Source organism: Streptomyces sp. NBC_01214 (genome assembly GCF_026340975.1).
Lineage (GTDB): Bacteria > Actinomycetota > Actinomycetes > Streptomycetales > Streptomycetaceae > Streptomyces.
In genome coordinates this window covers 1,401,414-1,425,965 of the sequence record NZ_JAPEOS010000003.1, presented here as the reverse complement: position 1 = coordinate 1,425,965, position 24,552 = coordinate 1,401,414, and the positions used below count along the sequence as shown (strand labels likewise).

Genomic DNA, 24,552 nt, shown 5'->3' with positions numbered 1-24,552 from the left:
GCTGAGGTGTCATCGGTCCTTCCGGCTGACGACACGACAGTAATCCATCTAAATAGATGCATCAAGATGGATGTATCTATTTAGATGTACCCTGCTGCTCATGAACGGAGTCGAAGCGTTCCTCCTGGGGCGCACCCTCATGAAGATCGGCGAACAGGCGATGCCCCAGCCCGAGGCGGGACCGCCGGGATCGGTCCGCTCGGTGGTCGTCGTCCTCGGCGACGTCGTCTCCCACCCCGGGACCACGGTCGGCGAGATCGCCGCGCGGACGGGCCTGCCACAGAGTCAGGTCTCCACGGCCGTCGCCCGGTTGGAGCGGGCGGGCTCGGTCGACACGGAGCCCGACCCGGCCGACCGGCGCCGCCGGCTCATCCGGCCCGCCGCCGAACCCTCCGCCCGGGTCGCCGAGGTCCGGGCCACCACCATCGACGACGCCCTTGCCGCGGCGCTGACCGGTCCCGACGGGAGCGCCCCGGACCCGGACACCGTCCGCGAGGTCACGGCGGCCCTGGACCTCCTGGCCCGCAAGCTGACCCCGGCCGTCAGCGCCCGCTGACCGGGGCGGCGTTCGGCGTCGCCGCCCAGGACGCGGCGATCAAGCAGCGTTCCGCCGCCGCCAGGTGGGTGGCCGCGGCCAGCCAGGCCCAGGCGTAGCCGTCGGGCGAGGGGTCGGCCAGCCGGCCGAAGGCGTTGCGGGGACGGCGGTCGGCCTCGGCGGCCAGCGCGGCGGCCAGGTCCGCCGCCCCGGTGAGCCCGGCCCGGCGCAGCGGGCCGTACGAGGCGGCGGCCAGGGACTCCGTGCCGCGGGCCGCCTCGGCGACGGCGCGGCGGCCACCGGCGACCCCGGTCTCCAGCAGGCGGCGCACCCGCCACAGCGGGGAGTCGGCCAGCGGGTCCGGGCCCTCGGCTGCCGGGAGCGGTACGGGGGCGGCGTCCCCCTGCGGGAAGTGCGCGCCCTGGAGGCGGTCGTAGCCGAGGTCGGCCCGGCCCAGCCATTCCTCGGGCAGCCGCAGCGTGTGCTCCGCGCCCGGCACCGGGCCCACCGCCAGGGGGCGCAACGTGGCGGTGCGGTCCAGGTCGGGGCGGCCCAGGACGCGCAGCACCAGCCCGGGGTACGAGGCGATGCGACGCAGGTTCTCCGTGTGCGCGAGCTCCGGGTGCGGATGCGCGGGCAGCAGCCGCAGCAGGGGCGCGTCCGGGCGCGTCTCGCGCACGAGGAGGTGTTCGCCGGCCGCGCCGACGACGGTGACGTCGCAGCCGAGCAGCGCGGACTCGGCCGCGTCCGGGGCGGCGAGCAGCTCGGCGACGGCCTCGGCGGCCGGCCGGGCGAAGAGCGGCGCGGCGGGCCCTTCGGTCCAGGCGGTCCCCGGCAGCGGGGTCGCCCTGACCCCGCGTCCGGCGCCGAGCCGGCCTTCCGCGGAGACGGTCGCGCCGACGATGCGCAGGCCACCGCGGGCGAGGCCGGCATGGTCGAGGGTGGCGCCGCCGAGCGCCACCGAGGCCGAGCCGGCGCCGCGGGCGCGGGCCAGGCCGCCGGGTCGGACGTCGGAGACCGAGTAGGGGGTGCCGTCCGGGGACAGCAGGTGGGTGACCACTCCGCCGTAGCCGGTGGCGGAGAGCACGGGTTCCCGGCACAGGCCGTGCACCTGGAGACTGCCGCCGGGCGCGTAGGCTCGGCGGGTGGTGCCGGTCAGCGCGGGGTCGGCCGAGCCGGAGGCCAGCATCCCGGCGGTGTGGAGGAGCTCGCGGAAGGCCCCGGTGAGGTCGCCGAGCCGCTGGCCGGCCCGGCGTTCGCGGGCGGCGCGCAGGCCGCGCACGACCCTCAGGGCGGCCGCCTCGGCACGTGGCAGCCCGGCGAGGCGGGCGGTGTGGGCGGCGCGCAGCAGCTCGGCCTGGACCACCGCTCCCCCGGCGGTGACCCCGGCGGCGAGGGCTTCGGCAGCCACGTGCCAGAGGGCGCCGGCGGCACGCAGTTGGGCCGGCGTGAGGACCGGAGCGGGCTCGGCGGTCCCCATGGGCTCGAGGGACGCGACGGACGCGACGGGTTCCGCGGCCCCGGCGGGCGCGGCGGGCTCGACGGCCCCGGCGGGCTCGGCCGTCGCGACCGGCTCCGGCGGGGTGTCCGCGAGCGGGGCCGCGCCCAGGGCGGCGGCCCGGTGCAGGCAGCGGGGTGCCAACAGGCAGCTGCACGTGGCCTGGTCCGCCGTGGTGATCGTGCCCACCGGGCCTGGGCTCAGGGTGACGAGGGCGTCCTCGCCGAAACGGAGGGTTACGGTGCCGTCGGCCGCGAGGACGGCGCTCGCCGCGCAGCCCTCGGTGGCGGCGTCCAGCTTCTTGCGCAGGCGGGGCGTGAGGTTCTCGACGGCTTCGGCGAGCACCTCGGGGGCGACGGGCGGCAGTTCGGTGCTCAACGGGACTCTCCACGGAGGCGGTCGCCCACCCAGCGGGCGAGGGCGAGGGGACTGAGGGCGGCCACGGGCATCCCGGCCGCCACGAGTTGCCGCGCGACCGGGACCGAGTACCGGGGCGTCCCCTCGTCGTCGAGCGCGGCGCAGCCCAGCAGGTGGGCGCCCGAGGCGGCCAGCGCGCGGACCTCGCCGAGGAGCCCGCCGATCGGCGCGCCCTCCTCGAAGTCGCTGACCACGACGACGAGGGTGCGGCTCGGGACGGTGATCAGGGAGCGGGCGTGCGCGAGACCGGCGGCGATGTGCGTGCCGCCGCCGACGCGGACCTCCAGCAGCAGGGAGAGCGGGTCCTCCACCCGGTCGGTGAGGTCCACGACCTGCGTGGAGAAGGCGAGGAAGTGGGTGGACAGGGTCGGTACGCCGCCCAGCACGGCCGCGGTCAGCGCCGACCAGATGACGGAGGCCTCCATCGACCCGGAGACGTCGACGACCAGGATCAGCCGCCAGTCGGCCTCGCGGCTGACCCGGGTGCTGAAGACGGGCCGCTCCGGGACGACGACCACGCTGCCGTCGGCCCGGCGCCGGGTGTGCGCGAGGTTGGCGCGCAGGGTGCGGGCCAGGTCGAGCTTGCCGCCCGGCCGCCGGGTGGGGCGCGGGGTGGCCAGGCCCGAGAGGGCCGGACGCAGCCGGGTGGCGAGCTCCTTGGCGAGTTCGTCGACGAGCCTCCTGACCAGGGGGCGCAGTCGGGCGAGTTGGGCCTCCGGCAGCCCGCCGGCGAGGGACAGTACGGAACTCAGCAGCTCCACCGAGGGCCGTACGGCCGCCGGATCGAGCTGGGTGAGGACGTCGGTGCGGCCCGCTTCGGCCGCTCCCGCCAACACCTCCTCCCGTACGTCGGCACCGAACAGCGCCTCCAGCTCCTGCGACCACTCCCGGGCGGTGGGGAAGGAGGCCTCCTGGCCGCCGCCCTGGCCGCGCCCCTGGCCGAGGTCGAGGTCGGAAGCGCCTTCGCCGCGCCCCGCTCCGTACAGCTCGTCCAGCGCATGGGCGTAGCGGCGGGCGCCCGCCGGGAGCCGGTCCCGCTCGCGGCCGAGCAGCAGCCGCCAGCGGTCGGCGGGGGCGAGCCGCGGGCCGCCGGCCCGGGGGGCCGGAGCGCACGGAGCGCACGGGGCTTCCGGCGCCTCGGCGGCCGGCGTCGACGTCGGCGTCGGTGTCGGCGTGTCCGTTCCGGGCAGCGGGAGGGCCTTGAGGGCGGCGAGTCCGGCCGCGTCCGCCGCGGCCCAAAGGGCGAGGAGGGCGGGTGACGCGTCGAGCGCGAGGTCGATCCGGTCGCCGAGGCGCTCGGTGACGGTGTCGAGCAGCCGGTCCCGGGCGGCGGGCGACAGGGCGTCGAAACCGCCGCGCAGTGCCGGGAGCCGATCGAGGAAGTCCTGGTCGGCGAGGTGCTCGACGCGGTCGAGGAGCGGGGTGAGGGCGGCCGGGGAGGACTGCAGCAGGGGCCCGGCGGCGGTGAGGAGTCCGCCGAGCCGCCGGGTCAGGGCGCGCCGGCTGTCGGCGGTGCCCGCGCCGTCGATCCATCCGGCGGCGCGGCCGCCGAGCTCGGCGGCCGGGTCGAGGTCGAGCAGGACCCGTACGGCCAGGGCCGCACCCTGCATCATCGGCGCCGCGGTGGCGGCCAGGTCGGCGAGGGCGTCGTCCGTGCGCAGGCCCAGGTGGTGGGCGGCGGCCCGGTCGGCGAGGGCCACGAGGGCGGCCGCGTCGGCGGGGTCCTCGCTCCCGGCGAGGCCGGGCAGGCAGCGCACGGCCGCTTCGAGGAGGTCCCCGGCGAGGTCCGCGGCGCAGGTGCGGGCCGCGGCGGAGGTGCCGGGCAGGTGGCCGCGGTGGAGGGCCTCCAGGAGGTCGAGGGCGTCGAGGAGTTCGGGCAGGGTGGCGGTCTGCGGCAGGACGGTGGCCGCCTCGTGGAGGCGTACGTCGACCAGCTCGGGCAGATCGCACCGCGCGGCGGCGGCCAGACCGGCGAGGATCTGCGCCGGGGTCGGCCCGCCGTCGGCGGCGGCGCGGCGGGCGGTGTCCCGCAGCGTGCCGGCGGCCGCCTGGGCGGCGGTGACTCCGCGTACTCCGGCGAGGTCCAGCCGGGCCGGTACGGAAGGCGTCCAGGACAGCCGCCACTTGGTGCCGAGGGCGGTGCCGTCGCCGGTGGCGGCGACGGTGAGGGGCTCCCCGTAGGAGGCGCCGCACACGAGGAGCCGTTGCAGCAGGACCTCGCGGCGACCGTCGAGGGCGGAGCGGAGCGGGTCGAGGCGGATCTCGCGGGGCGCGGGGTCCTCGGGGGACGGCAGCCGCAACGCGGCGAGTTCGGACTCGACGGAGGGGCCGAGGCCGGAGCGGGGGGCGTGCGGGGTGATCCGGCCGCGGGCGGTGCCGACGAGCACGGCCTCCAGGGCGCGGGCCAGCGCCCGGCCGCGGCCGAGCGGTTCGCCCTGGCCGAGGACGGTCGTGACGGCTTCGAGGAGCTCGCCGCGGCCGGGCGCGGGCAGCGCGCGCAGGGCGGCGAGGTCGCAGGCGAGCCGCAGGGTCTCGGCGGCCTCGCCGGTGCCCGCGGTGTGGCCGGCCCGACGCAGCTCCCGGCAGAGCCCGGTGACGGCGACGGAGGCGGCCTCGCGGACCCGTTCGGGGTCACCGGCGGCTTCGAGTACGGCCTGCTGCCAGCGGGGGTCCCGAATCCCCGCGGGGTAACCGGAACGGGAGTCGAGCAGGTCGAAGGAGTACGGCACGAAGGAGGTGACGGCCGGGGCCGCGCCCGCGGCCGGCGTCCCGGAAGCGGCGGTTCTGCCGTGCCGGGGGCCGGGGACGACCGGGTCCGGCCCGAGGCCCGTAACCGCGTCGGCCCGGTGGGCGGAACCTGCATGAGCACCGGACCCGTGACCGAATCCCGAACCGGCATCGCCGCCCGTTCCGGTGCCGGAGCCGGAGCCGGTGCCAGGCCCGGAGCCGGACGCGTGGCCAGAGCCGACGTCAGAAACCTGGCCCTCACCGCTGCCGGAACCGACATCGCCGCCCGGGCCCGCGCCCGTGACGGAAGCGGAGCCAGTGCCCCTGCCCGCGCCGGTAGCGGAGCCAGTGCCAGAGCCGGACGCGTGGCCGGAGGCGAGGTCAGAAACCTGGCCGTCGCCCGGGCCGTGGGCGGAGCCAGGCCTGGGGCCGGAGTCCATGGCGGGAGCGTGACCGGAACCGCAGCCGAGGTCGCCGGAACCGGCATCGGAGCCGTCAGCTGGGGCGGAACCCGAGCCGGAGCCGTGTTCGGCCGTGCTCGGGAGGACCGGGGCGTGGAACGCCCCGATCACCGCCGCCACGCGGTGGCCCGCGGCGACGGCGCCCGCGATCACGCTCCGCATGTGCGCCTCGCGGGCCAGGTCGGTCGCCGGTACGGCGCTCGTGTCCGCCCGCAGCGCCCAGCCGACGCCGAGCGCCGCACGGCGTACGGCCTCCGGAGTGCAACCGGGGGCGAGGACCTCGACGGCGCGGTCCCACAGGTCGTCACCGTCGCGCCCCGTACCGGCAGCTGTCAGAGCGTCAGCGAAGGAACCACCGGCAGGGGCCGCGCCCCGGACCGGGGCCGTGGCCGAGACCTGGCCCGCGCCCTGCTCGGATCCCTGGTCCGAGAGCCCGTCCCGGTACCGGGCCGGGTCGGTGGCCCCGGTCGAGACTGCGTCCGTGGCCGGGGACGAACCGGGGTCCGAGACCGAGTCCGTGCCGGTGGCCGGGGCCGAGTACGGACCGGGAGCCGGTCCCGAACCCGAGTCCAGTGCCCGGCCCCCAGCCTGCCCGTAGCCCTCGCCCGAAGTCGCGTGCTGGCCAGCGGCCGTGGCCACGACGGAGTCCGGGGTCCGGTCCGGCGCCCCGGTCAGGGCCGAGGTCCGGTCCGAAGCTGCGGCAGGATCCTGGGCCGGCGCACCGGCCGGGGCGGGGCCAGCGGCCGTGGCCACGACGGAGTCCGGGGTCCGGTCCGGCGCCCCGGTCAGGGCCGAGGTCCGGTCCGAAGCTGCGGCAGGATCCTGGGCCGGCGCACCGGCCGGGGCGGGGCCAGCGGCCGTGGCCACGGCGGAGTCCGGGGTCGGGGCCGCGGGCGGCTTGGTCCAGCCGCGGTCCGACAGGGGGAGGTCGCAGCAGATGACGGCCGCGCCGGCCGCGCGGGCCCAGCGGATCGCGGCCAGTTCCGGGGAGAAGTCCGCGAACGGGTAGAACGCCAGGCGGCCGTCCTCCCCCGTGCCCGCGAGGGCGACCGGGGCGACGGTCTCCGGGTCGGCGAGGTGCTCCAGCCAGGGCTGGAACTCCGCCGGGAGCTCGACGCAGACCACGTCGGCGCCCGAGGCGTCCAGCAGGGCCGGTACCACCGCGGCCAGCGCGGGGCTGTGGTGGCGCACCCCGATGAGGTACGGCTCACGGGCCGCGGCGAGGGCGTCGACCGCGGCGCGCGGGTCGGTGTGCGTCAACGCAGGCTCCCGCGCAGGTCCCAGAGGCGGCGCCACATCGGCGAACCGTCCTCGGCGCGGCGCCGGACCGGCCCGTCCCAGTACCCCAGCAGCCGCCCGTGGTCGGCGGGGTCGTCCTTGCGTACGACGCCCAGCAGGTGCCCCGGCAGCAGGTCCAACACGTCCCCGCCCGGCAGGTACGCGGCGGCGACCCCGAGCGAGGCCGCCACCTGGACGGCTTCGGCGGTGGACATGACCGTGCCGGGGCGTTCCACGTCCCAGCCCTCGGCGGAGCGGCCGGAGCGCAGGTCGCGGAAGACGGTGACGAGCGCGTCGAGGACGGCGTCGTCGACCCCGAAGGCCGCGCCGGCCCGCTGGACGGCGGCCACCGCCTGGCGTCGGATCAAGGTGGCCTCCGCGTCCGCGTCGGCGATCGGGGCGACCGTCTCGAAGTTGAAGCGCCGCTTGAGGGCGGCGGACATCTCCGAGACGCCGCGGTCGCGCAGGTTGGCGGTGGCGATGACGGTGAAGCCCGGGGCCGCGGAGACCACCGCGTCCTCGGTGGCGGTCAGTTCGGGCACGCTGAGGCGCCGGTCGGACAGGATCGACACCAGCGCGTCCTGTACCTCGGGCAGGCAGCGGGTGATCTCCTCGACGCGGACGACGCGTCCGGTGCGCATGGCGGAGAGCACCGGGGAGTCGACCAGGGCCTGCGAGGTGGGGCCCTGCGCCAGCAGCAGCGCGTAGTTCCAGCCGTAGCGGAAGGCGTCCTCGGTGGTGCCGGCCGTGCCCTGCACGGTGAGGGCGCTGGTGCCGCTGACGGCGGCCGCCAGCAGCTCCGACAGCATCGACTTGGCGGTGCCGGGCTCGCCGGTGAGGAGCAGGCCGCGCTCGCCGGCCAGGGTGACGACGCAGCGCTCCACGAGGGCGCGTTCGCCGACGAACTTGGGCGCGATGACCAGCTTGGCGGGGAGTCCGGCGCGGCGGCGCCCCGGCAGCGCGAGCTCGGCTCCGTCGCTGCCGCAGACGAAGGTGACGACGGCGCGCGGGGTCAGGGCCCAGCCGGGCGGGCGGGGGCCCGGGTCCTGGGCCGCGAGGAAGGCGAGCTCGGCGGCGTGGCGCTCCTCGGCGGGCAGCACCTGCCGGGCGGCGGGGGCGGTTTCTTCGGTGACGGTCATCGGTTCCTCTGGCAAACGGGAAAGGTGGGGCGGGAGATCGGTGCGGGGGCGCGGCGCACCTGCGGGCAGGTGCGCCGCGCCGTACGGGAGTCCCGGGAGGCCCGGGCGACCCGCGTCGGCCCGGGACGGCCGGTTCAGCGGCGGCGGGCGCGGGTGCGCTTCACCTTCAGCTCCTCGAAGCGCGGCAGGTCGCCCTCCAGGACCCGCTGCCAGGCCCGGCGGTAGAGCTCCGCGGCCGGTTCGGCCGGGACGAGCACGCCCAGCGGGGGCCGGCCACCGGCGCCCAGGCCGTACATCGGGAGCTTCCACTGCTCCACCGGCAGCGTCGGAGAGGGCATGTCGGCCCAGCCGCCGGGCAGGAACAGCGAGCGCCCGGCCCGGCTGCGGCCGGCCGTCACCACCAGATCGGTGGCGGACAGTTCGGCGCGGGCGGCCTTGAGGCGGGCCGGCTTCCAGCCGGTCCACCGCGCCGTGTTGCGGTCGGTGGGGTCGGGCATGGCGAGCAGCATGAGGTAGAGGGTGGCCGCGTCGGCGCCCAGGCCGTGCCGGGCGCTCGCCTCCTCCACCAGTTCGGGGACGGAGCGGCTCGGGTCCTGCGGCCACCAGGTGCCCTCCGCGTCCGTCGCACCGGCCGCCGGAGCGCCCGGATCGGCGAGCAGCGCGGCGAAGCGCGGGTCGTGGGCGGTGCGCAGCGCCGTCTCGGCGGCGGAGGGCCGCTGGTCCTCGCCGCGCAGCGCCGGCAGGTACGGGTCGGAGCCGGTGGAGTCGAGCAGGGCCGGGCGCAGGGCGGGCTTGGGCTGGTCGTCGTGGGTGGCCATGACGACGGCGCCGTACCGCTCGTAGCCCTCGCCGGTCTCGGTCGGCGTGCCGGCCGCCTTCCGGAAGTCGGGAAGGCTGGTGTAGTGCCCGATCTCCAGGAGCAGTTCGGGCGCGGCGAGCCGCTGCCGTACGGCGGTCAGTACGGGCGGCAGGGCCGCTCGTACGGAGTCGCCCGCGGGCAGCCGGTGGGCCAGCCAGGACGCCATGGCCAGGGTTCCGGTCAGGACGGACCCGGTGAAGGGGTCGGTGGCCGGCTCGGCGGGCTCCACGTGGTCGCCCTTGACCGTCCAGGCGACGTCGACGGAGAGCTCGCGCGAGGCGGCCGGGTCGAGCAGCGCGGCCAGTGCGCGGTGCGCGGGCCAGCTGCCGCCCACGGCGCGCGCCGCTTCCGTGGCCAGCCAGTCGGGCACGGGGGTACGACGGCCCACGCGCCGGTTCCAGAGCTCCGCGGCGGCGGCGACGTCGGGTCCCTCGCTCCACAGCCGAGCCGGATCGGCGGGGAGCAGGGCCCCGACGACGGCACGCCGCAGCTCGATGTCGAGGTTCTTGAGCTCGTCGCGGGCGTACGCGGCATCGGTGGCCTTGACACCGAGGGTGGTGCGCAGTTCGGGGGTCAGGAAGTTGCGTTCGTAGCTGTCGACGCCCGGGAGTCCGGCGACCACCAGGCGGGCGAGGGCGCCGGAGACCCCGGTGAGGCCGGCGAACTCCTCCGCGGCTTCGGGGCGGAAGGGCACGGGCCCGTGTTCGGCGGCCGCGGCGAGGAACGCGGTCAGCCAGTCGGCGCCGCGTTCGCGGTCGCCGAGCGGGGCGTCGCCGCGGACGGTGTAGGGGCCGGGGACGGTGAACCGGCCCGTGGGGTCGTACAGGAGCGCACCGAACTCGTGGCCTTCGGGCACGGATTCGCTGTGCTCGGTCAGCGCGAGGACGGCTCCGCCGCCCAGCGGCAGCACGCTGCGGTGGTGGACGTTGCGCTCGCCGTCCGGGGTGAGCAGGTGCTGCCGGTCGAGGCGGAGCAGGACCCGGCGCCAGCGGTCCGCGGAGCCCTCGGCCGAGGCCAGGCCGAGGGCGTCGACCGTGCCGAGCAGGGTGAGCAGCCCCTCCCGCTGCTCGTCGGTGGGTGCGACGGTGACGGCGCGGTAGGCGACGGCCGCGGGCTGGTCCAGCAGCGGGGTCCACGTGAAGGACCAGTACGGCAGTGCGGGCGTGTCGAAGTGCAGCAGGCCGGGCACCGGGGCGGCATCGGTCCGTGCGCGGGCGGCGCCGAGTTCGCTCAGCGTGTAGTGGGCGGCGTCGCTCTCGCCGCCCCAGCGGTAGTAGCCGGAGCCGATGAGACCGCTGAGTCCGTCGGCGATCAGCCGGTCGCCGGGGCCCTGCTCGCGCTCCTCGACGGGGGTGTCGTCCGGGTGGAGCCGGGCGGCGATCGCGTCCAGGGCCTTCTGCTGGGTGAGTGTGAAGCGGAGGACCTCGACGATGCCGCCGATGAGCGCGGGGGCGGTGACCTTCGGCAGGGCCGCGCTCACCAGCTCGGGCAGGTCGGCGGCCTTGTCGGCCGCGGCGGCCGTCTTGAGCAGGGCGGCCACGGTCTCCCGGTCGGCGGCGCGCAGGACGGCCGAGCCCTCGGTGTCGCGGGGGCGCAGGGCGTACCAGTGCGACAGCGGCGGAAGGTCCACGCTGCCCGTGCCGAAGGCGGAGCGCCGGCGGTGGCCGTCGCGCGAGCGGGCGGTGACCACCCCGTCCGGGTCGGTGATGCTCAGCTCCTGCCAGTGCTGGGACAGTGCGCGGGGCCGGTCGTCGCCGGGGAAGGCGAGGGCGGCGACGGGCACCTCGCGGCCCTCGGGCACGGCGACGGTGCGGCCGCCGGTGTCGGTGCCCTCCCAGCCGTGGTCGCGGATCCATACGGTGCGCCAGCCGAGCAGGCCGTCGGTGGGCTCGCCGAGGACCGAGCCGGCCACGGTGGGAGTCGGCCGCAGCCGGTTGGAGGACCCGCCGCGGCGGCCGCTGTCCGGGTCGGCGCGCAGCGCGTCGGCGAAGAACGCGGGCAGGGAGGAGCGCCCGTAGGTCCCGCCGACGGGGTCGTACTCGCGCCAGCCGGTGTCGTTCTCCTCGTCGCGCCGGTGCCACACCCAGTACGAGGTGCCGTCGGACAGCAGGGGCCGCTCGTCCGGCAGCTTCGTGTCGCCGCGGTGCAGGACTCCGCCGCCGGTGGTGCGCCCGCCGCCGGGGAGCGGCAGGGAGAGGTGGTCGCTGCGCAGCGACCAGTGGCTGCGGTCGGTGTCCAGGGTGAGGACGGTGCCGGGCGAGTGGTGCCAGTAGCCCTGCGTGCCGTTGCTGCTCCAGGAGGACCAGAAGACGAGCAGTTCACCGTCGACGTAGTGGAAGCCGTGGTTGTACGAGGTACCGGTCGGCACGCGCAGGTCGTGGGTGAGGACGGTGGAGTCGGCGTCGATGACCCGGACCTGGGTCTGGTTGGCGACGATCAGGTAGGGCCAGGCCTCCGTCACGGTCAGGTCCTGCCGGTCCTGGCCGGGGCTCAGTTCGGCGAGGGCCTCCTCCCAGGAGGGCCAGGCCAGTTCCTCGAAGAGGCCGCCGCGCAGGGTGCGGGCGAGGGTTTCGGCGAGGTCCGCGGCCGCGGCGGCGGCCACCTCCTCGGGGGCGAGTTCCAGGGCTTCGGTGGGCAGCCATCCCAGCCGCGCGATGGCTTCGGGGACCCCGGGCAGGCCGGCGGCGGTGGAGGCGAGGGCGACGTCGCGCATCCATGCGGCCAGCAGCGGGCGGCCGCCGGGCGAGGCGGCGACGCACCGGACGACATCGGCGTGGCCGGCGCCGAAGGCGTACAGCGCGCGCCGGAAGGCGGGGTGGAAGCGCTGGTCGGCGGCGAGGGCGAGCAGGTCGCGGCGCTGGTCGCAGTCGGCCCACTCGGTCAGGTTCAGGTGGTCGTGCCGGTGCCGGCGGTGCTCGCTCTCGGCCTCGGGGTCGGCGACCGGGACGTCCAGGGCGAGCAGCAGGTCGAGGAGGTCGGCGTCCTCGACGCCGATCCGCAGGCCCGCTTCCCGTTCGGGCCGGGCGAGTTCGGTGCGCAGCTGCCCGGCGCATCGTTCGACGAGGTCGAGGAGGAGCGGGAGCGTGGGGCGGCTGCCCCAGCCGGAGTGGCGGGCGGTGTGGAAGCGCTCCAGCCAGCCGGCCGTGCCGTCGGCGCAGCGCTGCTCGGTGGGCAGGTCCCCGTCGGCGAGGCCGGCGGTGGCGCCGGACTCCTCCAGGATCTCCAGCCACAGGGCGGTGAACTCGCCGCCGTCTCCGCTGGGCGGGGTCAGCCCGAGGAGCGTGCCGCGGACGGCGGGGATGCGGCGGGCGAGGGCCACGAGGGCGCCGCGGTGTGCCTTCCACCAGCCGAGCGCGGCGCGCAGGGTGGCGGGCAGGGGCAGCAGTTGGGCGAGGTAGTCCTGCTCGGGTTCGGTGCCGGTCAGGCCCGCGGCGCGGGCGAGCCGGCGCAGTTCGGTGGCGGCCTGGGCGGAGGGCGGCAGCCCGCCTGCGGTGCGGCGCACGCACAGGCGGCGGAAGCGCTCGTGGGCCTCGGCGGGGGTGACGCGGCCGGCGAGGGCCTTGCCGTAGCCGGTGAGCACCTTCACCGGCAGGGCGCCGACGAGTGCGAATTCGAGGAAGACGGCGTCGAGGCGGTCCTCGTCGATGGCCAGCCCGTACTGGGCCTCGGCGTCCCGGGCCCGCCCGAACAGCTGGGCGGCGTAGGTGGTGTTCTCGACGGCGAGGAAGAGCCGCGCGGCCTGCTCGTGGAAGAGGGGCAGGAAGTGCGGGACGGCCGCGGCGAGGCGGCCGGCCAGTTCCAGGCAGGCGTCGAGGGCGGCCTTGGGCTTGGTCTTGGCCTGGCGGGCGATCCGGTCCAGCTCGGGAACGACGGCGAGGGCGTGGTGGCCGTCGTCGGGGTGGTGCACCAGGACCCATTCGGGGAAGCCGAGCGCCTGGCGCTTGCTCAGCCCGACGACGGGCGGCTCGCCCTCCTCCCGTACGAGTCCGAGGAAGCCGGCGGCGAGGTCCTCGGCAGCGCCCAGTTCGCCGGGAGCGAGCCGGACCACGACGCGGTCGTCGCCGAGGCCGGGGTGGCGGTAGGAGCGCGCGGTCAGTTCCACGACGTCGGGACCGGCGCCGGTGGTGTCCCGCGGCAGTACGGCTCCGGCCTTGAGCAGCAGTTCGGCCTTGTTCATGTCGGTGTCTTCCTGGTGGGTGCTCACGCGTCCCCGCCCTCCTCGATCTTGCGCCCGGCGTACAGCGCCGCGGCCATCCGCATGCCTTCGGACCAGGCCACCGGTCCGACCTCCGTCAGGCGTACCGCCCGGCCGTCCTCGTCGTGCCAGCTCAGTGCGCCGGTGGTGGTCTCGTCCTCGTAATAGGGTTCGCCGATCCACACGGCGGCCTCGGTGCCGATCCCGGAGTCCCGGACCTTGCAGGTGGCGTAGCCGCCGGAGACCCGGTAGCCGAGGCCCGTGGCCCGGGCGGCGAGGCTGAAGCGGGTGGGGAAGGCCCCGCCCGCGTAGTCGCGGACCTCGGTGGCGGTGGCGGCGACCTCGCCGGGCTTGAGCCAGGTGGCCCGGTGGATCTGCTCGACCCGCTGCACGATGCCCAGCTCGGCCGCGAAGTCCCGTACGTCGTCGAGGTCGGGCAGCAGCACGGGGTGCGGCAGGGTCACCGTACGGGGGGAGAGCCGGACGGTCTCGCCGTCGAGGTTGACCACCTTCAGCTCACCGGAGGCGGTGGCGTCCCGCAGGAAGCCCACCTCGTCGGGGTCGTCGCCGACGACGGCGACATCGCGCAGGGCGCTCTGCCAGGCCTCGTCCGGCCAGACCCGGGCGAGCAGTTCGGTCGGCACGGGCAGCGAGGAGACCATCCAGCTGTCCACCTGCGCGGCGCAGGCCGCCTCGTGCCGGTCGAGCCATTCGGCCAGCCTGCGCAGCCGGTCCACCTCGGGATGGTCCTTCAGGGCCTTGGGCAGCGTCTTCAACTGCCTTCCTGCCGTCCGCCCGGTGGCGGACCTCGCCGCCACCCGTCCCTCCACCAGGGCGATCTCGTACCCCTCGCCCGCCGCCAGCCATGCCATCAGACCGTGCCCCTCCGCCTGTCCCGTCCGGTTCCGCGCAGCCCTGACAGGGGGGAGCCGACCCCCCTGAGCTGCGGTATGTCGGGAGACTAGCGAGAGCCACTGACAACGCCCGCCGGAGGGCCCTCCGTAGGTTGATTGTCCGGTTCTGGGTAGTGTTTCCGGGACAGCGTGCGGAGCGGTACCGGCTCGGGGTGGGGTTATGGGACGTCAGATACGCGTGCCGGGTGCGGTGCTGGTGGCGCTGCTGCTGGCCGCCGCCACCGGGTGCTCCGGTCCGATCGCGCCGGACGGCGGGAACCCCGAGGCGTCCGCGCCGCCCGCGGGCTCGTCGTCCACCGCGGCGCCGAAGTCCCCGAAGGCGCCGAACTCACCCGGCGACGACGCCAAACAGGCCGGTGGGGACGTACTGCCCGGTATGGCCACCGCCGCCGTGGCACGGACCCAGTTGGCGGCGCTCGAGGTGGCGCCGGTGGGCACGATGGCCGGCTACAGCCGGGACAAGTTCACGCACTGGGCGCAGCAGGGCAACAAGTGCGACACCCGTGAGGTGGTCCTGGAGCGCGACGGCACCGGGGTCGCCCAGGACGCCGAGTGCAAGGCCGTGTCCGGCAACTGGAAGAGCCTCTACGACGGGGTGGTCGTCACGGACGCCGGGAAGATGGACATCGACCACGTGGTGCCGCTCGCCGAGGGCTGGCGCTCCGGCGCGGCCGGCTGGGACTCCGCGCGGCGCAAGGCCTTCGCCAACGACCTGACCCGTCCTCAGCTGCTGGCCGTGACCGCGGCCTCGAACCGTTCCAAGGGCGACCAGAGCCCCGACCTGTGGCAGCCGCCGGACCAGGCCAGCTGGTGCCAGTACGGGCGGGCCTGGACCACCGTGAAGTCCGCGTACGGACTGACCGTCACCGAACCGGAGAAGAAGATGCTCACCACGATGCTGGACACCTGCGCCTCATGACGCGTCCGCACCGCTGGCAGGACCAGGTGCTCGCCGGGCCGGGCGGCGCCATGACCGACGAGGTCGGCGTGATCACCGGCCCCCTCACGCTGCGCAGCACCGAGGCGTCCGAGGGCCTGCTCCGGTTCGACGTCCAGTACGTGGACGCCGACGAGTGGTACACGCTCACCGGGAGCCCCCGCGCCCACCGGGGCGACCCGGCCGCCCTGCACGCCGCCGCCCTGGCGGCGATCCGCGCGGGCGGCGGGGCCGAGGCGCCGGGCTGAGTCGCCGGCTCGGAGGACGGGCCGGGGACGGCTCGGGGACGGCTCGGAGGACGACTCGGGGGGACGGCTCGGAGGACGGCTCAGAGGACGGTGATGCCCAGGGGCCGGGCGCCCGCCGCGAGTCGGCGGGTGGCTCCGGTGTCGAGGTCGACGACCGTGATGCCGTTCCAGTACCCGTCCCGGGTGTAGCCGCCCGTGACGTAGGCGGTCCGGCCGTCGCGGGATACGGCCACGTCCTCGTGCGGGCCCTGCAACGGGTACACCCGCTCGGCGCCGTCCGGGGAACGGACCGTCAGCGAGGGACCCCGGCCGTCGCCCGGCCGCACGGCGCCCGTGCCGACCACCAGGAGCCGGCCGTCGGCCGTGCCGGCGGCGCCGTGCTGGTGGGTGTCGGCGGTCATCGGTTCGATCCGGGTCCGCCCGGTCCGCGGGTCGACCACGGCGAGCCGCTCGCCCTCGAAGGGGAGCAGCAGTTGCCCGTCGGAGGGGCGTACGACGGCGTAGTGCGGCTTGAGCCAGGAGCCGAGCCCTCCCCCGGTGCCGTAGGGGGCGACCTCGATCCGGCGGGGGCTCAACGAGCCGGCCGCGACGACGGTGACGTCGAAGGAGTCGTGGCCGGTCACGTAGACCTCGGCGCCGTCCGGTGACACGTCCACGTCGAAGGGGCGCCGGCCCACCGGTACGGCGGCGGTGACCTCGCTCCTCGCCGTGTCGAGGACCTCCAGGACCCCGGTGGTGCCGGGGACGTTGACCCCGACGTAGGCGTGCGCGCCGTCGGGCGAGAGCGCGATGCCCATGCCGCCGCCGCGGTACTCGCCGTCGGTGACCGGGCCGGTGGCGGTGCGGTGCGGGATCAGGGCCAGCCGTACGCGGGTGCGCGTGTCGACGACGGCCACGCCCTCGGCGGTGGCGACCCACGCCCGGCCGTCCGTGCCCACGGCCAGACCGTAGGGGGCCCTGCCCACGGTGACCGAAGCGACCGCGCCGCGCTCCGGGTCGACGAAGGTCACGGTGTCGGCCCCGAAGTCGGCGGTCAGCAGCAACCCCTGCGGGGTGGGGGCGGTGGCGGGCAGCGGGGAGGCGGCGGAGGGCGCCGGGCCCTGCGGCACGGGCACCGCGTTCGGGGAGCAGGCGCCGAGCAGCAAGGCCGCGGCGAGCACCGCGAGCGCGCCGCACCCGCGGGTATCGGCGCGGGTGCGGGTACGGGTACGGGTACGGGTGCGGTCGCCCGGCGCGTGGGGGTTCACCGGCTCCGCCCGGCTTCCGCCGCGTCGGCCGCCGCCTTCAGGACCCGCGCCATGCCGTCGAAGCCCCGGCGGGCGGCGTGCTCGTACGCGGTCACCCCCTCGTGGTCGGGCAGCAGCGGATCGGCGCCCGCCGCGAGGAGAACCGCGACGACCTCCTCGTGGCGCGGACCGCCGTCGCCGAGGATCACCGCCTCCAGCAGGGCGGTCCAACCGAGCCGGTTGACGTGGTCGACGTCGATGTCCGTCGCGTCGAGCACGGCGCGCACGTACGCGGTGTGCCCGCGCTCGGCGGCCGGGATGAGGGCGATCCCGCCGAAGCGGTTGGGCTGCTTCAGGTCCGGTCCGACGGACAGCAGCAGGCGCATCATCCGCACGCTGCCGGTGACGCCGGTGACCAGCCAGGGGCTGTCCTCCCGGGAGTCCGGGGCGTTCGGGTCGGCTCCGGCGGCGACCAGCAGTTCGGCCACGGCCACGTGGTCGCCGAGCGCGGCGAGCAGCAGCGGCGTGCGCAGCTCCTCGTCGCGGGCCTCCACGGCGGCGCCCGCGGCGAGCGCCGCGCCCACCGCCGCCGCGTCGCCGCGGCGGGCCCCGTCGAGGAGGAGTCGGTCGTGCGCGTTCATGGTGTCCCTCTCGGCTCCGGGGCGGGAGGGCCGGGTACGTCCTCCCGCTCCCCCGGGTCCATGCTCGCCGCGCCGGAGCCCCGGCGGGTCCGACCGGTGGACGGATCGGGCGGGAGGTCCGGAGGACCGCGGGGTCGGCCGATCGGTTGATGCGGCCGCGCGGATCAGGGGCGCGGATCAAGGACGCGCATCAGGGACGCGGATCAGGCCTCGTACTCGGTGAGGTCGATGCCGTGGACGCGCACCGAGGTCCCGTAGCGGGGGTCGACGGTGTCCCGTTCCATCACCATGCCCAGCTTGCGGATCACGTTCTCGGAATCGGTGTTGCTCATCCGGTTGATCGCGACGACCCGGTCCAGGCCGCGGTCCTGGAGCGCGAACTCCAAGGTGGCGTGCGCGGCCTCGGAGGCATAGCCCTGGCCCCAGTACTGGCGGCCGAGCCGCCAGCTGATCTGGACGTCGGCGCGGGCGTCCGGCAGGTTCTCGAGGACCGAGAGGCCGACGGCACCGATGAGCTCGCCGGAGCCGAGGAGCTCGACGGCGAAGAGCCCGAACCCCTCTTCGTCCCACTCCTCCTCCCAGCGCTCGATCTCCTCGGCCGTCTCGTCCAGGTCGAGGGTCTCGCCCTCGCCGATCCAGCGCATCACCTCCGGGTCGGCGTTGATCTCCGAAAGGGGGACGAGGTCGTCTTCGCTCCAGCGGCGGAGGAGGAGTCGGGGGGTAAGGATCTCGGTCATGCCCACATCCTGCCGAATCTCCGCCGACCAGCGGTAATCGGCGGTTGCGGCAGTGTTGCGGGTTCGTGGACATCGGCGTGGGAAGGTTCCCGCGGCCCGTCCCGGGCCCTACGGTCCGTGGGAACCGCGACCAAGGAGTGCTCCTGCCATGCCCCTCGATCTGTCCGACGAGAGCCGGTACGACCGCACGCGCCTGCGGCAGTGGGCGCGCGGCCGCGCCCGCTCCGCCGGGCTGGACCGCCGTGATCTGCTGAAGCTGTTCGCGGTGGGGGCCGCCGCCGGACCGCTGGGTGCGGCCGCGGGCGGCGGCGCGGCCTCGGCCGCGCCGGGCGGGCCCGTCGCCGACCCGGTGCCGCGCACCGTCAAGCCGCTGCCGCCCGAGCTGTTCACCCTGCGCGGTACGAACGCGGAGACGAACTTCGCGGCGCTGCGCGGCACGGGCCCGCTCACCCCGATCGACCGGTTCTTCGTGCGCAATCACACCTCCACCCCGCGGATCGATGTCGCCGCGTGGGGGCTGAAGGTGTGGGGCGACGGGCTGGCGGGCGGCCCGCTGGAGTTGTCGTACGAGCGGCTGCGCGCGCTGCGGCCGGTGGAACGGACGCTGTTCATCGAGTGCGCGGGCAACGGCCGCAGCTTCTACGCCACGCAGCAGGGCCAGGCCGTCACCGGCACCGCGTGGACCCTGGGGGCGATCGGCGTCGCGCGCTGGCGCGGCGCGCGGCTGTCGGACGTACTGCGCCTTGCGGGCGTGACCCCGAGGGCCGTGGACGTCCTGCCGCGCGGGCTGGACGACGAGGTGGTGGCGAACGGGGTGAACCTGGGCCGGGTGCGGCGCCCGCTGCCGGTCTCGAAGGCGCTGGACGACGTACTGCTGGCCTACGAGATGAACGGGCAGCCGCTGCCGCCCGACCACGGCGGGCCGGTCCGCCTCGTGGTCCCGGACTGGGTCGGGATCTCGTCGATCAAGTGGGTCGGGGACATCGAAGTGAGCGGGGAGCCCCTGTACTCGCCCTGGAACACCGACCTGTACCGGCTGTTCGGGCCCGAGCACCCGGCGCAGGGCAGTGCCCCGCTGGCCCGGCAGACCCTCAAGAGCGCCTTCGAGCTGGAGCTGGGGGCCTCCGTCCCCGTGCACCGGCCGCGGCTGCTGACCGGGCGTTCCTGGTCGGGCGCGGCCCCGGTCACCCGGATCGACGTCAGTACGGACGGCGGCGTCCACTGGCGGCGGGCCCGGCTGCACGACACCCCGCGCCGGGGCGGCTGGGTGCGCTGGTCGGTGCCGTGGACCCCGCGGGCCACGGGTGCCACCTCGCTGCTGGCGCGGGCGACCGACGCGACCGGACGGACGCAGCCCGATCGGTCGGTCCACAACACGCAGGGCTACCTCTTCGACGCGGTGGTCCGCCACCCGGTGACGGTGGTCTGATGCCTGGCCCCCCGCTTCCCGCCCCCGGAATCGGGGGCCCGCGCCCCCGTCAGGGGGTGTGGAAGGCGACCTCCGGTGCGTCCGGCGACGGGCCGTCGAGCACGGGCTGCGGGCGGCCTCCCAGGTGCTGGTCGAAGAAGGCGGCGACGTAGCGCCGGGTCAGTTCGACGGAGCGGCCGCCGGGCAGCGGGGCCTCCTCGTCGGGCAGGCCCAGCTGTTCGCCGATCGCCGGGAAGTCGGTGAAGGTGAAGTGGGCGGAGCCGGCGAAGGTGATCCAGCGCTTCCAGCCGTCGAGCAGCGGCCAGTCGCGGTCCCAGCTCGCGTTGCCGCCGGGGCTGCGCTGCTGCGCGCCGAGCAGCATGAAGGGGCGGCCGCCGAGTCCGGCCGCGGGGACCGGCGTGGAGAAGCCGCCGTCCATGTTGATGCCGGCCCGGATCCGGCCGTCGGCGGCCATCGCGGCGGCGGTCGAGGCGCCGCCGATGGAGTGGCCGGCCATCGCGATGCGGCTCTTGTCGATGAGGCCGGCGTGGCGCCAGACGGGGTTGCGTCCGGTGAGGCGGTCCATGAGGAAGGACACGTCGCGGGCGCGGGTGTCGCTGACGGTCCGGTAGCCGGCCTCGTCCTGGACCTTCTCGCAGGCCAGGCACGTGAGCACGCGCCCGCCGGGGAAGGCGGTCCCCACGCTCTCGTACGCGTGGTCCACGGAGGCGACGACGTACCCGCGGGAGGCGAGGTCCTCGGCGAGCGCGGTGAGGGTGGCCCGGTGGACGCTGAAGCCCGGGGAGAGGACGATCAGCGGGTACCGGCCTGCGACGGGACGGGCGCCCGTCCGGCCGTGGGTCCGTGTGCCGGTCAGGGTCTCGACGGGGATCGCCTGGTCGAGCCCGCGGTCGACCAGCAGCAGCCGGGCCTCCTCGGGGGTGAGGTAGCGGGTGGCCCGGCCGCTGTCGTGGCGCGCCGGGTAGCGCATGGTGACCATCAGCTCGCGCGGCCCGGATCCGGCCCAGGGGTCGGTGCGGCTGCGGTCCACGAGGTGCAGGTCCTCCCGGCCGACGGCGAACCGGCCGGTGGGGCGCGGGAGTTCCACGGTCGTGCGGCGGCCGTCGGTCCCCACCGGCCCGGCGGCCACGAAGGTGTCGGCGGCGACCGAGGTGCCGGCGGTGGCGAGCGGGAGGGGCAGGAGGATCGCGGCCAGGGCCAGGGCGGCGGCGGTTCTGCGGTTCGTCATGAACTTCACGCTATGCGGGCGCTTCTGGTGGATCGTCAGCCTCTGAGTCGGATCCTCCGTCAGCCCCCGGAGGGAGGCGGGGGCGCCGGGTCACTCCTGAGGCGTAGCCACGCTGATGGCGTCGAGCTGGCCCCGCAGGTAGGTGTGCGAGTCGACGGGTTCGTGCACGATCCGGCCGACCGGGGCGGGCAGCGACTCCACCCGGGTGTGCGGGTCGCACTCGTAGAAGTAGACGAGGGAGATCAGCTCTTCGGCCGGGGTGTGGGCGGGCGGGGGCAGTACGCGGTGGCGGCCCGCGCACCAGCGGTCGCCGGTCCAGCGGGCCATCAGGTCGCCGATGTTGACGGTGAGCGCCGCGGGGTCGTAGGGCGCGTCCTGCCAGCCGTCGGCCTCGGTGTGGATCTGGAGCCCGCCCGCGCCCAGCTGCCGGTCGAGGACGGTGACGGTGCCGAAGTCCGTGTGGGCCCCGATGCGGAACTGGCCGGGCAGGGGCGGGCCGACGGTTTCGGTGCCCGGGTACCAGTTGAGGTTGAACCCCCAGGTGGGGTGTGAGGTGTGGCGGGTGAAGTGGTCCTCGGCGAGGCCCAGGGCGACGGCGAGGAGTTCCAACAGTTCGTCGGAGAGGGACCGCATCAGCCGCAGGTACTCCGTCACCAGCGGCCGCAGCTCCGGCACTTCGGCCGGCCACACGTTGGGCGCGAACCATTCGGCGTCCACGGAGGGGATCCCCGTGGGGTCCTCGGCCGCGAAGGACCAGGACTCCTTGAGGTCGGGCGGCGAGGCCGCCCCCTCCGCGTAGCTGTTGGCCTCCGCCCCCGGGCCGAGCCAGCCGCGGCCGCCGACCGGTACGGCGTACGGGGCCTTCGCGCTCGCGGGCAGCCGGAAGAAGCGGCCCGCCGCCTCCCGGATCCGCGCCGGGAGCGCCGGGTCCACGCCGTGCCCGGCCACCAGCAGGAAGCCGGCTTCGCGCAGGGCCTCGTCGACGCGGGCGGCCGTACGGGCGCGGGCCGCGGGCCCGCCGGACCGCCACGGCCCGAGGTCGATCACGGGAATCTGGGATGCGGCCATGGGAGACCTGCCTTCCGGGGCTGCGGGCGCGTCCGGAACCGAGGCTATCGCCGCGCACCACCGGAGGGGATCGCCACGGAGCGTGATTCTCGGACACCTTCTGTGTGCATTTGCCGTCGTGGATCGCGAAGATCGTCACCATAAGCACCAGAATGGGAGGGGAAGCGGTGGCTCACCAGGGACGGAGCGAACGGTGGAGATTTCGACGAAGGAAGTCTTCGGGGCCCCGTGCTGGGTGAGCCTGATGACGCGCGACCTCGGCACGGCCCAGCATTTCTACGGTGCGGTCGTGGGCTGGAGGTTCCGCCCGACCCGCCTCGGCGAGGCGTTCTCGGTGGCCTTCCAGGGCCGGGTGCCGGTCGCGGGCATCGGGGCGCTGGCCGCGGACCTGGGGGTCGCGGCGGCCTGGACCCCCTACTTCGCCGTCGACGACGCCGATGTGGCGGTGGACCGGATCCGGGAGCGGACGGGAACGATCGCGGTCGGCCCGGTCTCCTTCGAGTCCGGCGGCCGCGCCGCGCTCGTCGCCGACCCGGACGGCGCCGTCTTCGGGATCTGGGAGGGCAACGTGGAGGCGGACTGGCGGGTGGGCAGGGGTCCGTCACCCGCCTGGCTGGAACTGCGCACCAGGAACGCCTTCGACGCGGCGATCTTCTACGGCGCGGTGCTGGAGTGGGCCACCGGCCGCGCCGGCTGCTGCGAGGTCTCGTACGAGGAGGACCAGGTCGTGCTGCGGCAGGACGGCGAACCCGTCGCCCGCCTGAACAGCGGCCCGGTGGAGATCGCCTCCTACTCCCCGCACACCCGGCCGCGCTGGCACGTCCACTTCCGGGTGCCGAAGCTCCGTCCGGCGATGGAGGCCGCCGTCTCGCTGGGCGGACGGGCCGTCTCGGACATCACCTCGAACGCGACGGAGCGGTGGGTGACGCTCCGCGACCCTGACGGGGCCCTGTTCACCCTCACCACCACCCTCGGGTCGGACACGGACTGACCGTCCCCGTCGGCCGTCGGCGGGGGGCGCGACTCACACTCGGTGGCGCTTCGAGATGCGGGCGCACGGCAGGACTGGTTCGCTGAATCCGCCCGCTCTCCCCCACAGATCCAAGGAGCGATCATGAGCGTTTCAGGTGAGTCCCGCGGCCGGTCCCAGCAGATGCGCGCCAAGGCCAAGGAGCTGAACGACGCGGCCGAGCGGTCCACCGACCCGGAGGAGCGCCGTCGGCTGAAGGAGAAGGCCCGTCGCCTCCAGGAGCAGAGCGAGCAGGAGGGCCGTATGGACGACCGGGGCATGGACCCCATGTAGCCCGTGCGCCTCCCCCACGCACCCCCACCGGCCGGTGTCCGCCGCGACCCCCGTCGCCGCGGCCACCGGCCGGTGCCCGTCTCGGGGGCCCGTCGCGGGCTTGGACCGTAGGGATCATGGATTTAAGCTGCTGCCCCGGATCGCCTTCCTCCAGGAGTCACCCGTGGCGCGCTCGCTCGACGGCCTCGTCTTCGCCCCCGTGGCCGACCAGTCCCCCGGCCAGGTCGGCCGGCGGACCCGGTTCGAGTACCACGAGCAGGACGACCGGGTCTGGGCCGAATACCGGGGCGGCGACGTGGCCATGGGCTACCTCGTCGGTACCCGGGCCGGCCGCACCATCGACTTCCGGTACGTCCAGCTCCGCCTCGACGGCACGACCGCGTCCGGGCACTGCACCTCGCTCCTGACGGAGCTTCCCGACGGGCGCCTGCGCCTGGAGGAGACGTGGACCTGGGAGTCCCAGGAGGGCAGCGGTACGAGCGTGGTCGAGCAACTGCCGCTCTGACCCCTGGGTTCGCGGCCCTCGCCGGCCCGGCCGGGTGACGGCGGGCTCGTTCAGAGCATGATGAGCAGCCGCGTCTTGGCCTTGAGCTTCCGGTTGACCGAACGGCTCTGCACGTACACCTCCAGCTTGGGATTGCGCCCCGCCTTCACGGAGACGGTCCCCTGGATGCCCGTGCCGAACAGGAGACTGCGCGCCGCGTCGCCCGTGTACGCGCGGTCGGTGTCCTTCTCGACCACGATGACTTCCTTGTCGGGCTGAACCTGGACCCGGGTGCCCAGCTGGTAGTAGCACGACCCGCGTTCGTACGTCACGCCCGGGTGCGAGTCGACGAAGGTGCGGATCGCGACCTCCTCGTCGACCTTCAGGAGCCGGTACTTGTCGGCCGGGACCGGTTCGAGGTTGGCCCGCACGTCGTCCACCGAGAGGTCCTGGCCGACCGCGAACAGGTTCTTCGTGCCCCGCACCCCCTTCTCGCGGCCGCGGAGGAAGCTGGTGGCGGCGGCGCGGACGGTGCCGATCGCCTCCTCCACGCCCTCCTGGGAATCCGCATCCCATATGGCGATGTTTCCGGCCGGGAAACCGTAGTTCTGGGCGGTCCGCTTCGCCAGGGAGTTCGGAACGAGGATCGCGGACGTCCAGTGGCCCGGGAGCGCACCCATCTTCGCCGCGATCCTGTCCAGCCAGGGGCCGAGGATGGTCATGTCGCCGTCGTGCCGGCGGTCGCCGCCGGAGGCGTTCTCCTCGCCGTCCGTCACCACGATCTGGAGGAAGCTGTGCTCGCCGTACTCCTCCCAGATGTGGCCCAGGTCGTCCAGTGACTTCAGCGAGGCTTCGATGAGGGCGGTCGCACCGTTGTTCACCTTGTAGAGCCCCCGCATGGACGGCAGGTGCTTCACGTCCATGTCCCAGACCAGGTTCTCCACCTTGTGGTCGAAGGAGTAGAGGCTGATCCGGGTCTCGTGACCGAGACTGTCCGACTCGGCCTTCAGGCCGGCCACGAACTCGTCGACGACGCGGATCAGTTGACCCTGGTGCGGGCGCATGGAACCCGAACAGTCCACTACCAGCGCGACGTGGTTCACCTTGTGCTGGATCTTGTTGGCGGACATGTCTGTGCTCCTTCTCAGAGGCTCCCCGAGTGATGTCTCCACACTAGGAGGAGCCTCTGACAACGGAGCTTGACGGACGATCACCCCGCGGGAGAGGG

18 protein-coding genes are annotated in these 24,552 nt (G+C 75.3%); 7 read left to right on the top strand and 11 right to left on the bottom strand.

Going from position 1 to position 24,552, the window contains the following annotated elements; all coding sequences use genetic code 11:
• Positions 1-100 precede the first annotated feature (100 nt).
• Complete coding sequence (locus OG594_RS42810; RefSeq protein WP_266607788.1) at positions 101-556, top strand: helix-turn-helix domain-containing protein; 456 nt, start codon at positions 101-103, stop codon at positions 554-556.
• Here OG594_RS42810 and OG594_RS42805 read toward each other — a convergent pair.
• From OG594_RS42805 to OG594_RS42785, 5 genes are all read right to left on the bottom strand, one after another.
• Positions 543-2,411: an SWIM zinc finger family protein gene (locus OG594_RS42805; protein WP_266607787.1), complete on the bottom strand. Its 1,869-nt coding sequence runs from the start codon at positions 2,409-2,411 to the stop codon at positions 543-545. The genes OG594_RS42810 and OG594_RS42805 overlap by 14 nt on opposite strands.
• On the bottom strand, positions 2,408-6,898 hold the full coding sequence (locus OG594_RS42800; protein ID WP_266607786.1) for a DUF5682 family protein: 4,491 nt from the start codon (positions 6,896-6,898) through the stop codon (positions 2,408-2,410). Before OG594_RS42800 ends, OG594_RS42805 begins: the two co-directional genes overlap by 4 nt.
• Positions 6,895-8,055, bottom strand: coding sequence for an AAA family ATPase (locus tag OG594_RS42795; RefSeq protein WP_266607785.1), 1,161 nt, complete (start codon positions 8,053-8,055; stop codon positions 6,895-6,897). Before OG594_RS42795 ends, OG594_RS42800 begins: the two co-directional genes overlap by 4 nt.
• Positions 8,056-8,189: 134 nt before the next feature.
• A complete protein-coding gene (locus OG594_RS42790; protein WP_266608861.1) occupies positions 8,190-13,091 on the bottom strand; it encodes a DNA-binding protein in 4,902 nt (1,633 codons plus the stop codon).
• Between the two features lie 23 nt (positions 13,092-13,114).
• Positions 13,115-13,981 carry a DUF4132 domain-containing protein gene (locus tag OG594_RS42785; protein ID WP_266607784.1) on the bottom strand — a complete coding sequence of 289 codons (867 nt, stop codon included), beginning with the start codon at positions 13,979-13,981 and terminating at the stop codon, positions 13,115-13,117.
• Between the two features lie 202 nt (positions 13,982-14,183).
• Between OG594_RS42785 and OG594_RS42780 the strand changes: the two genes are divergently transcribed.
• Both OG594_RS42780 and OG594_RS42775 read left to right on the top strand, forming a co-directional pair.
• Entirely contained in the window at positions 14,184-14,942 is a 759-nt protein-coding gene (locus OG594_RS42780) for an HNH endonuclease family protein (RefSeq protein ID WP_266607783.1), read from the top strand.
• Complete coding sequence (locus OG594_RS42775; RefSeq protein WP_266607782.1) at positions 14,939-15,208, top strand: hypothetical protein; 270 nt, start codon at positions 14,939-14,941, stop codon at positions 15,206-15,208. The genes OG594_RS42780 and OG594_RS42775 overlap by 4 nt, the downstream gene beginning before the upstream one ends.
• Before the next feature lie 80 nt (positions 15,209-15,288).
• Here OG594_RS42775 and OG594_RS42770 read toward each other — a convergent pair whose 3' ends face one another.
• From OG594_RS42770 to OG594_RS42760, 3 genes are all read right to left on the bottom strand, one after another.
• The gene (locus tag OG594_RS42770) at positions 15,289-16,317 is read right to left on the bottom strand and encodes a YncE family protein (protein ID WP_266608859.1); all 1,029 of its coding nucleotides are present in this window, start codon (positions 16,315-16,317) and stop codon (positions 15,289-15,291) included.
• A 134-nt stretch (positions 16,318-16,451) separates the two neighbouring features.
• A complete protein-coding gene (locus tag OG594_RS42765) occupies positions 16,452-17,075 on the bottom strand; it encodes an ankyrin repeat domain-containing protein (RefSeq protein ID WP_266607781.1) in 624 nt (207 codons plus the stop codon).
• A 203-nt stretch (positions 17,076-17,278) separates the two neighbouring features.
• Positions 17,279-17,812 carry a GNAT family N-acetyltransferase gene (locus OG594_RS42760; protein WP_266607780.1) on the bottom strand — a complete coding sequence of 178 codons (534 nt, stop codon included), beginning with the start codon at positions 17,810-17,812 and terminating at the stop codon, positions 17,279-17,281.
• A 148-nt stretch (positions 17,813-17,960) separates the two neighbouring features.
• Between OG594_RS42760 and OG594_RS42755 the strand changes: the two genes are divergently transcribed.
• Complete coding sequence (locus OG594_RS42755) at positions 17,961-19,241, top strand: sulfite oxidase (RefSeq protein WP_266607779.1); 1,281 nt, start codon at positions 17,961-17,963, stop codon at positions 19,239-19,241.
• Positions 19,242-19,290: 49 nt separating this feature from the next.
• Here the strand turns inward: OG594_RS42755 and OG594_RS42750 are convergent, their stop codons facing one another.
• Together OG594_RS42750 and OG594_RS42745 are read right to left on the bottom strand one after the other, a co-directional pair.
• Complete coding sequence (locus OG594_RS42750) at positions 19,291-20,469, bottom strand: alpha/beta hydrolase (protein WP_266607778.1); 1,179 nt, start codon at positions 20,467-20,469, stop codon at positions 19,291-19,293.
• 90 nt (positions 20,470-20,559) lie between these two features.
• The gene (locus OG594_RS42745) at positions 20,560-21,537 is read right to left on the bottom strand and encodes an isopenicillin N synthase family oxygenase (RefSeq protein WP_266607777.1); all 978 of its coding nucleotides are present in this window, start codon (positions 21,535-21,537) and stop codon (positions 20,560-20,562) included.
• Positions 21,538-21,781: 244 nt separating this feature from the next.
• Here OG594_RS42745 and OG594_RS42740 point away from each other — a divergent pair, with 244 nt between their 5' ends.
• The 3 genes from OG594_RS42740 (at position 21,782) to OG594_RS42730 (ending at position 23,345) form a co-directional block, all read left to right on the top strand.
• On the top strand, positions 21,782-22,528 hold the full coding sequence (locus OG594_RS42740) for a VOC family protein (RefSeq protein WP_266608857.1): 747 nt from the start codon (positions 21,782-21,784) through the stop codon (positions 22,526-22,528).
• A gap of 123 nt (positions 22,529-22,651) precedes the next feature.
• A complete protein-coding gene (locus tag OG594_RS42735; protein WP_030718106.1) occupies positions 22,652-22,840 on the top strand; it encodes a DUF6381 family protein in 189 nt (62 codons plus the stop codon).
• 163 nt (positions 22,841-23,003) lie between these two features.
• Entirely contained in the window at positions 23,004-23,345 is a 342-nt protein-coding gene (locus OG594_RS42730; protein WP_266607776.1) for a hypothetical protein, read from the top strand.
• A 50-nt stretch (positions 23,346-23,395) separates the two neighbouring features.
• On the opposite strand, the gene OG594_RS42725 is transcribed toward OG594_RS42730, so the two are convergent.
• Positions 23,396-24,454: a vWA domain-containing protein gene (locus tag OG594_RS42725; RefSeq protein ID WP_266607775.1), complete on the bottom strand. Its 1,059-nt coding sequence runs from the start codon at positions 24,452-24,454 to the stop codon at positions 23,396-23,398.
• Between the last annotated feature and the right edge of the window lie 98 nt (positions 24,455-24,552).

Coding starts and splice junctions, on each gene's coding strand:
- OG594_RS42810 (WP_266607788.1), top strand. CDS start 101: ATGAACGGAGTCGAAGCGTTCCTCCTGGGGCGCACCCTCATGAAGATC.
- OG594_RS42795 (WP_266607785.1), bottom strand. CDS start 8,055: ATGACCGTCACCGAAGAAACCGCCCCCGCCGCCCGGCAGGTGCTGCCC.
- OG594_RS42790 (WP_266608861.1), bottom strand. CDS start 13,091: ATGAACAAGGCCGAACTGCTGCTCAAGGCCGGAGCCGTACTGCCGCGG.
- OG594_RS42785 (WP_266607784.1), bottom strand. CDS start 13,981: ATGGCATGGCTGGCGGCGGGCGAGGGGTACGAGATCGCCCTGGTGGAG.
- OG594_RS42780 (WP_266607783.1), top strand. CDS start 14,184: ATGGGACGTCAGATACGCGTGCCGGGTGCGGTGCTGGTGGCGCTGCTG.
- OG594_RS42775 (WP_266607782.1), top strand. CDS start 14,939: ATGACGCGTCCGCACCGCTGGCAGGACCAGGTGCTCGCCGGGCCGGGC.
- OG594_RS42765 (WP_266607781.1), bottom strand. CDS start 17,075: ATGAACGCGCACGACCGACTCCTCCTCGACGGGGCCCGCCGCGGCGAC.
- OG594_RS42760 (WP_266607780.1), bottom strand. CDS start 17,812: ATGACCGAGATCCTTACCCCCCGACTCCTCCTCCGCCGCTGGAGCGAA.
- OG594_RS42755 (WP_266607779.1), top strand. CDS start 17,961: ATGCCCCTCGATCTGTCCGACGAGAGCCGGTACGACCGCACGCGCCTG.
- OG594_RS42750 (WP_266607778.1), bottom strand. CDS start 20,469: ATGACGAACCGCAGAACCGCCGCCGCCCTGGCCCTGGCCGCGATCCTC.
- OG594_RS42745 (WP_266607777.1), bottom strand. CDS start 21,537: ATGGCCGCATCCCAGATTCCCGTGATCGACCTCGGGCCGTGGCGGTCC.
- OG594_RS42740 (WP_266608857.1), top strand. CDS start 21,782: ATGACGCGCGACCTCGGCACGGCCCAGCATTTCTACGGTGCGGTCGTG.
- OG594_RS42735 (WP_030718106.1), top strand. CDS start 22,652: ATGAGCGTTTCAGGTGAGTCCCGCGGCCGGTCCCAGCAGATGCGCGCC.
- OG594_RS42725 (WP_266607775.1), bottom strand. CDS start 24,454: ATGTCCGCCAACAAGATCCAGCACAAGGTGAACCACGTCGCGCTGGTA.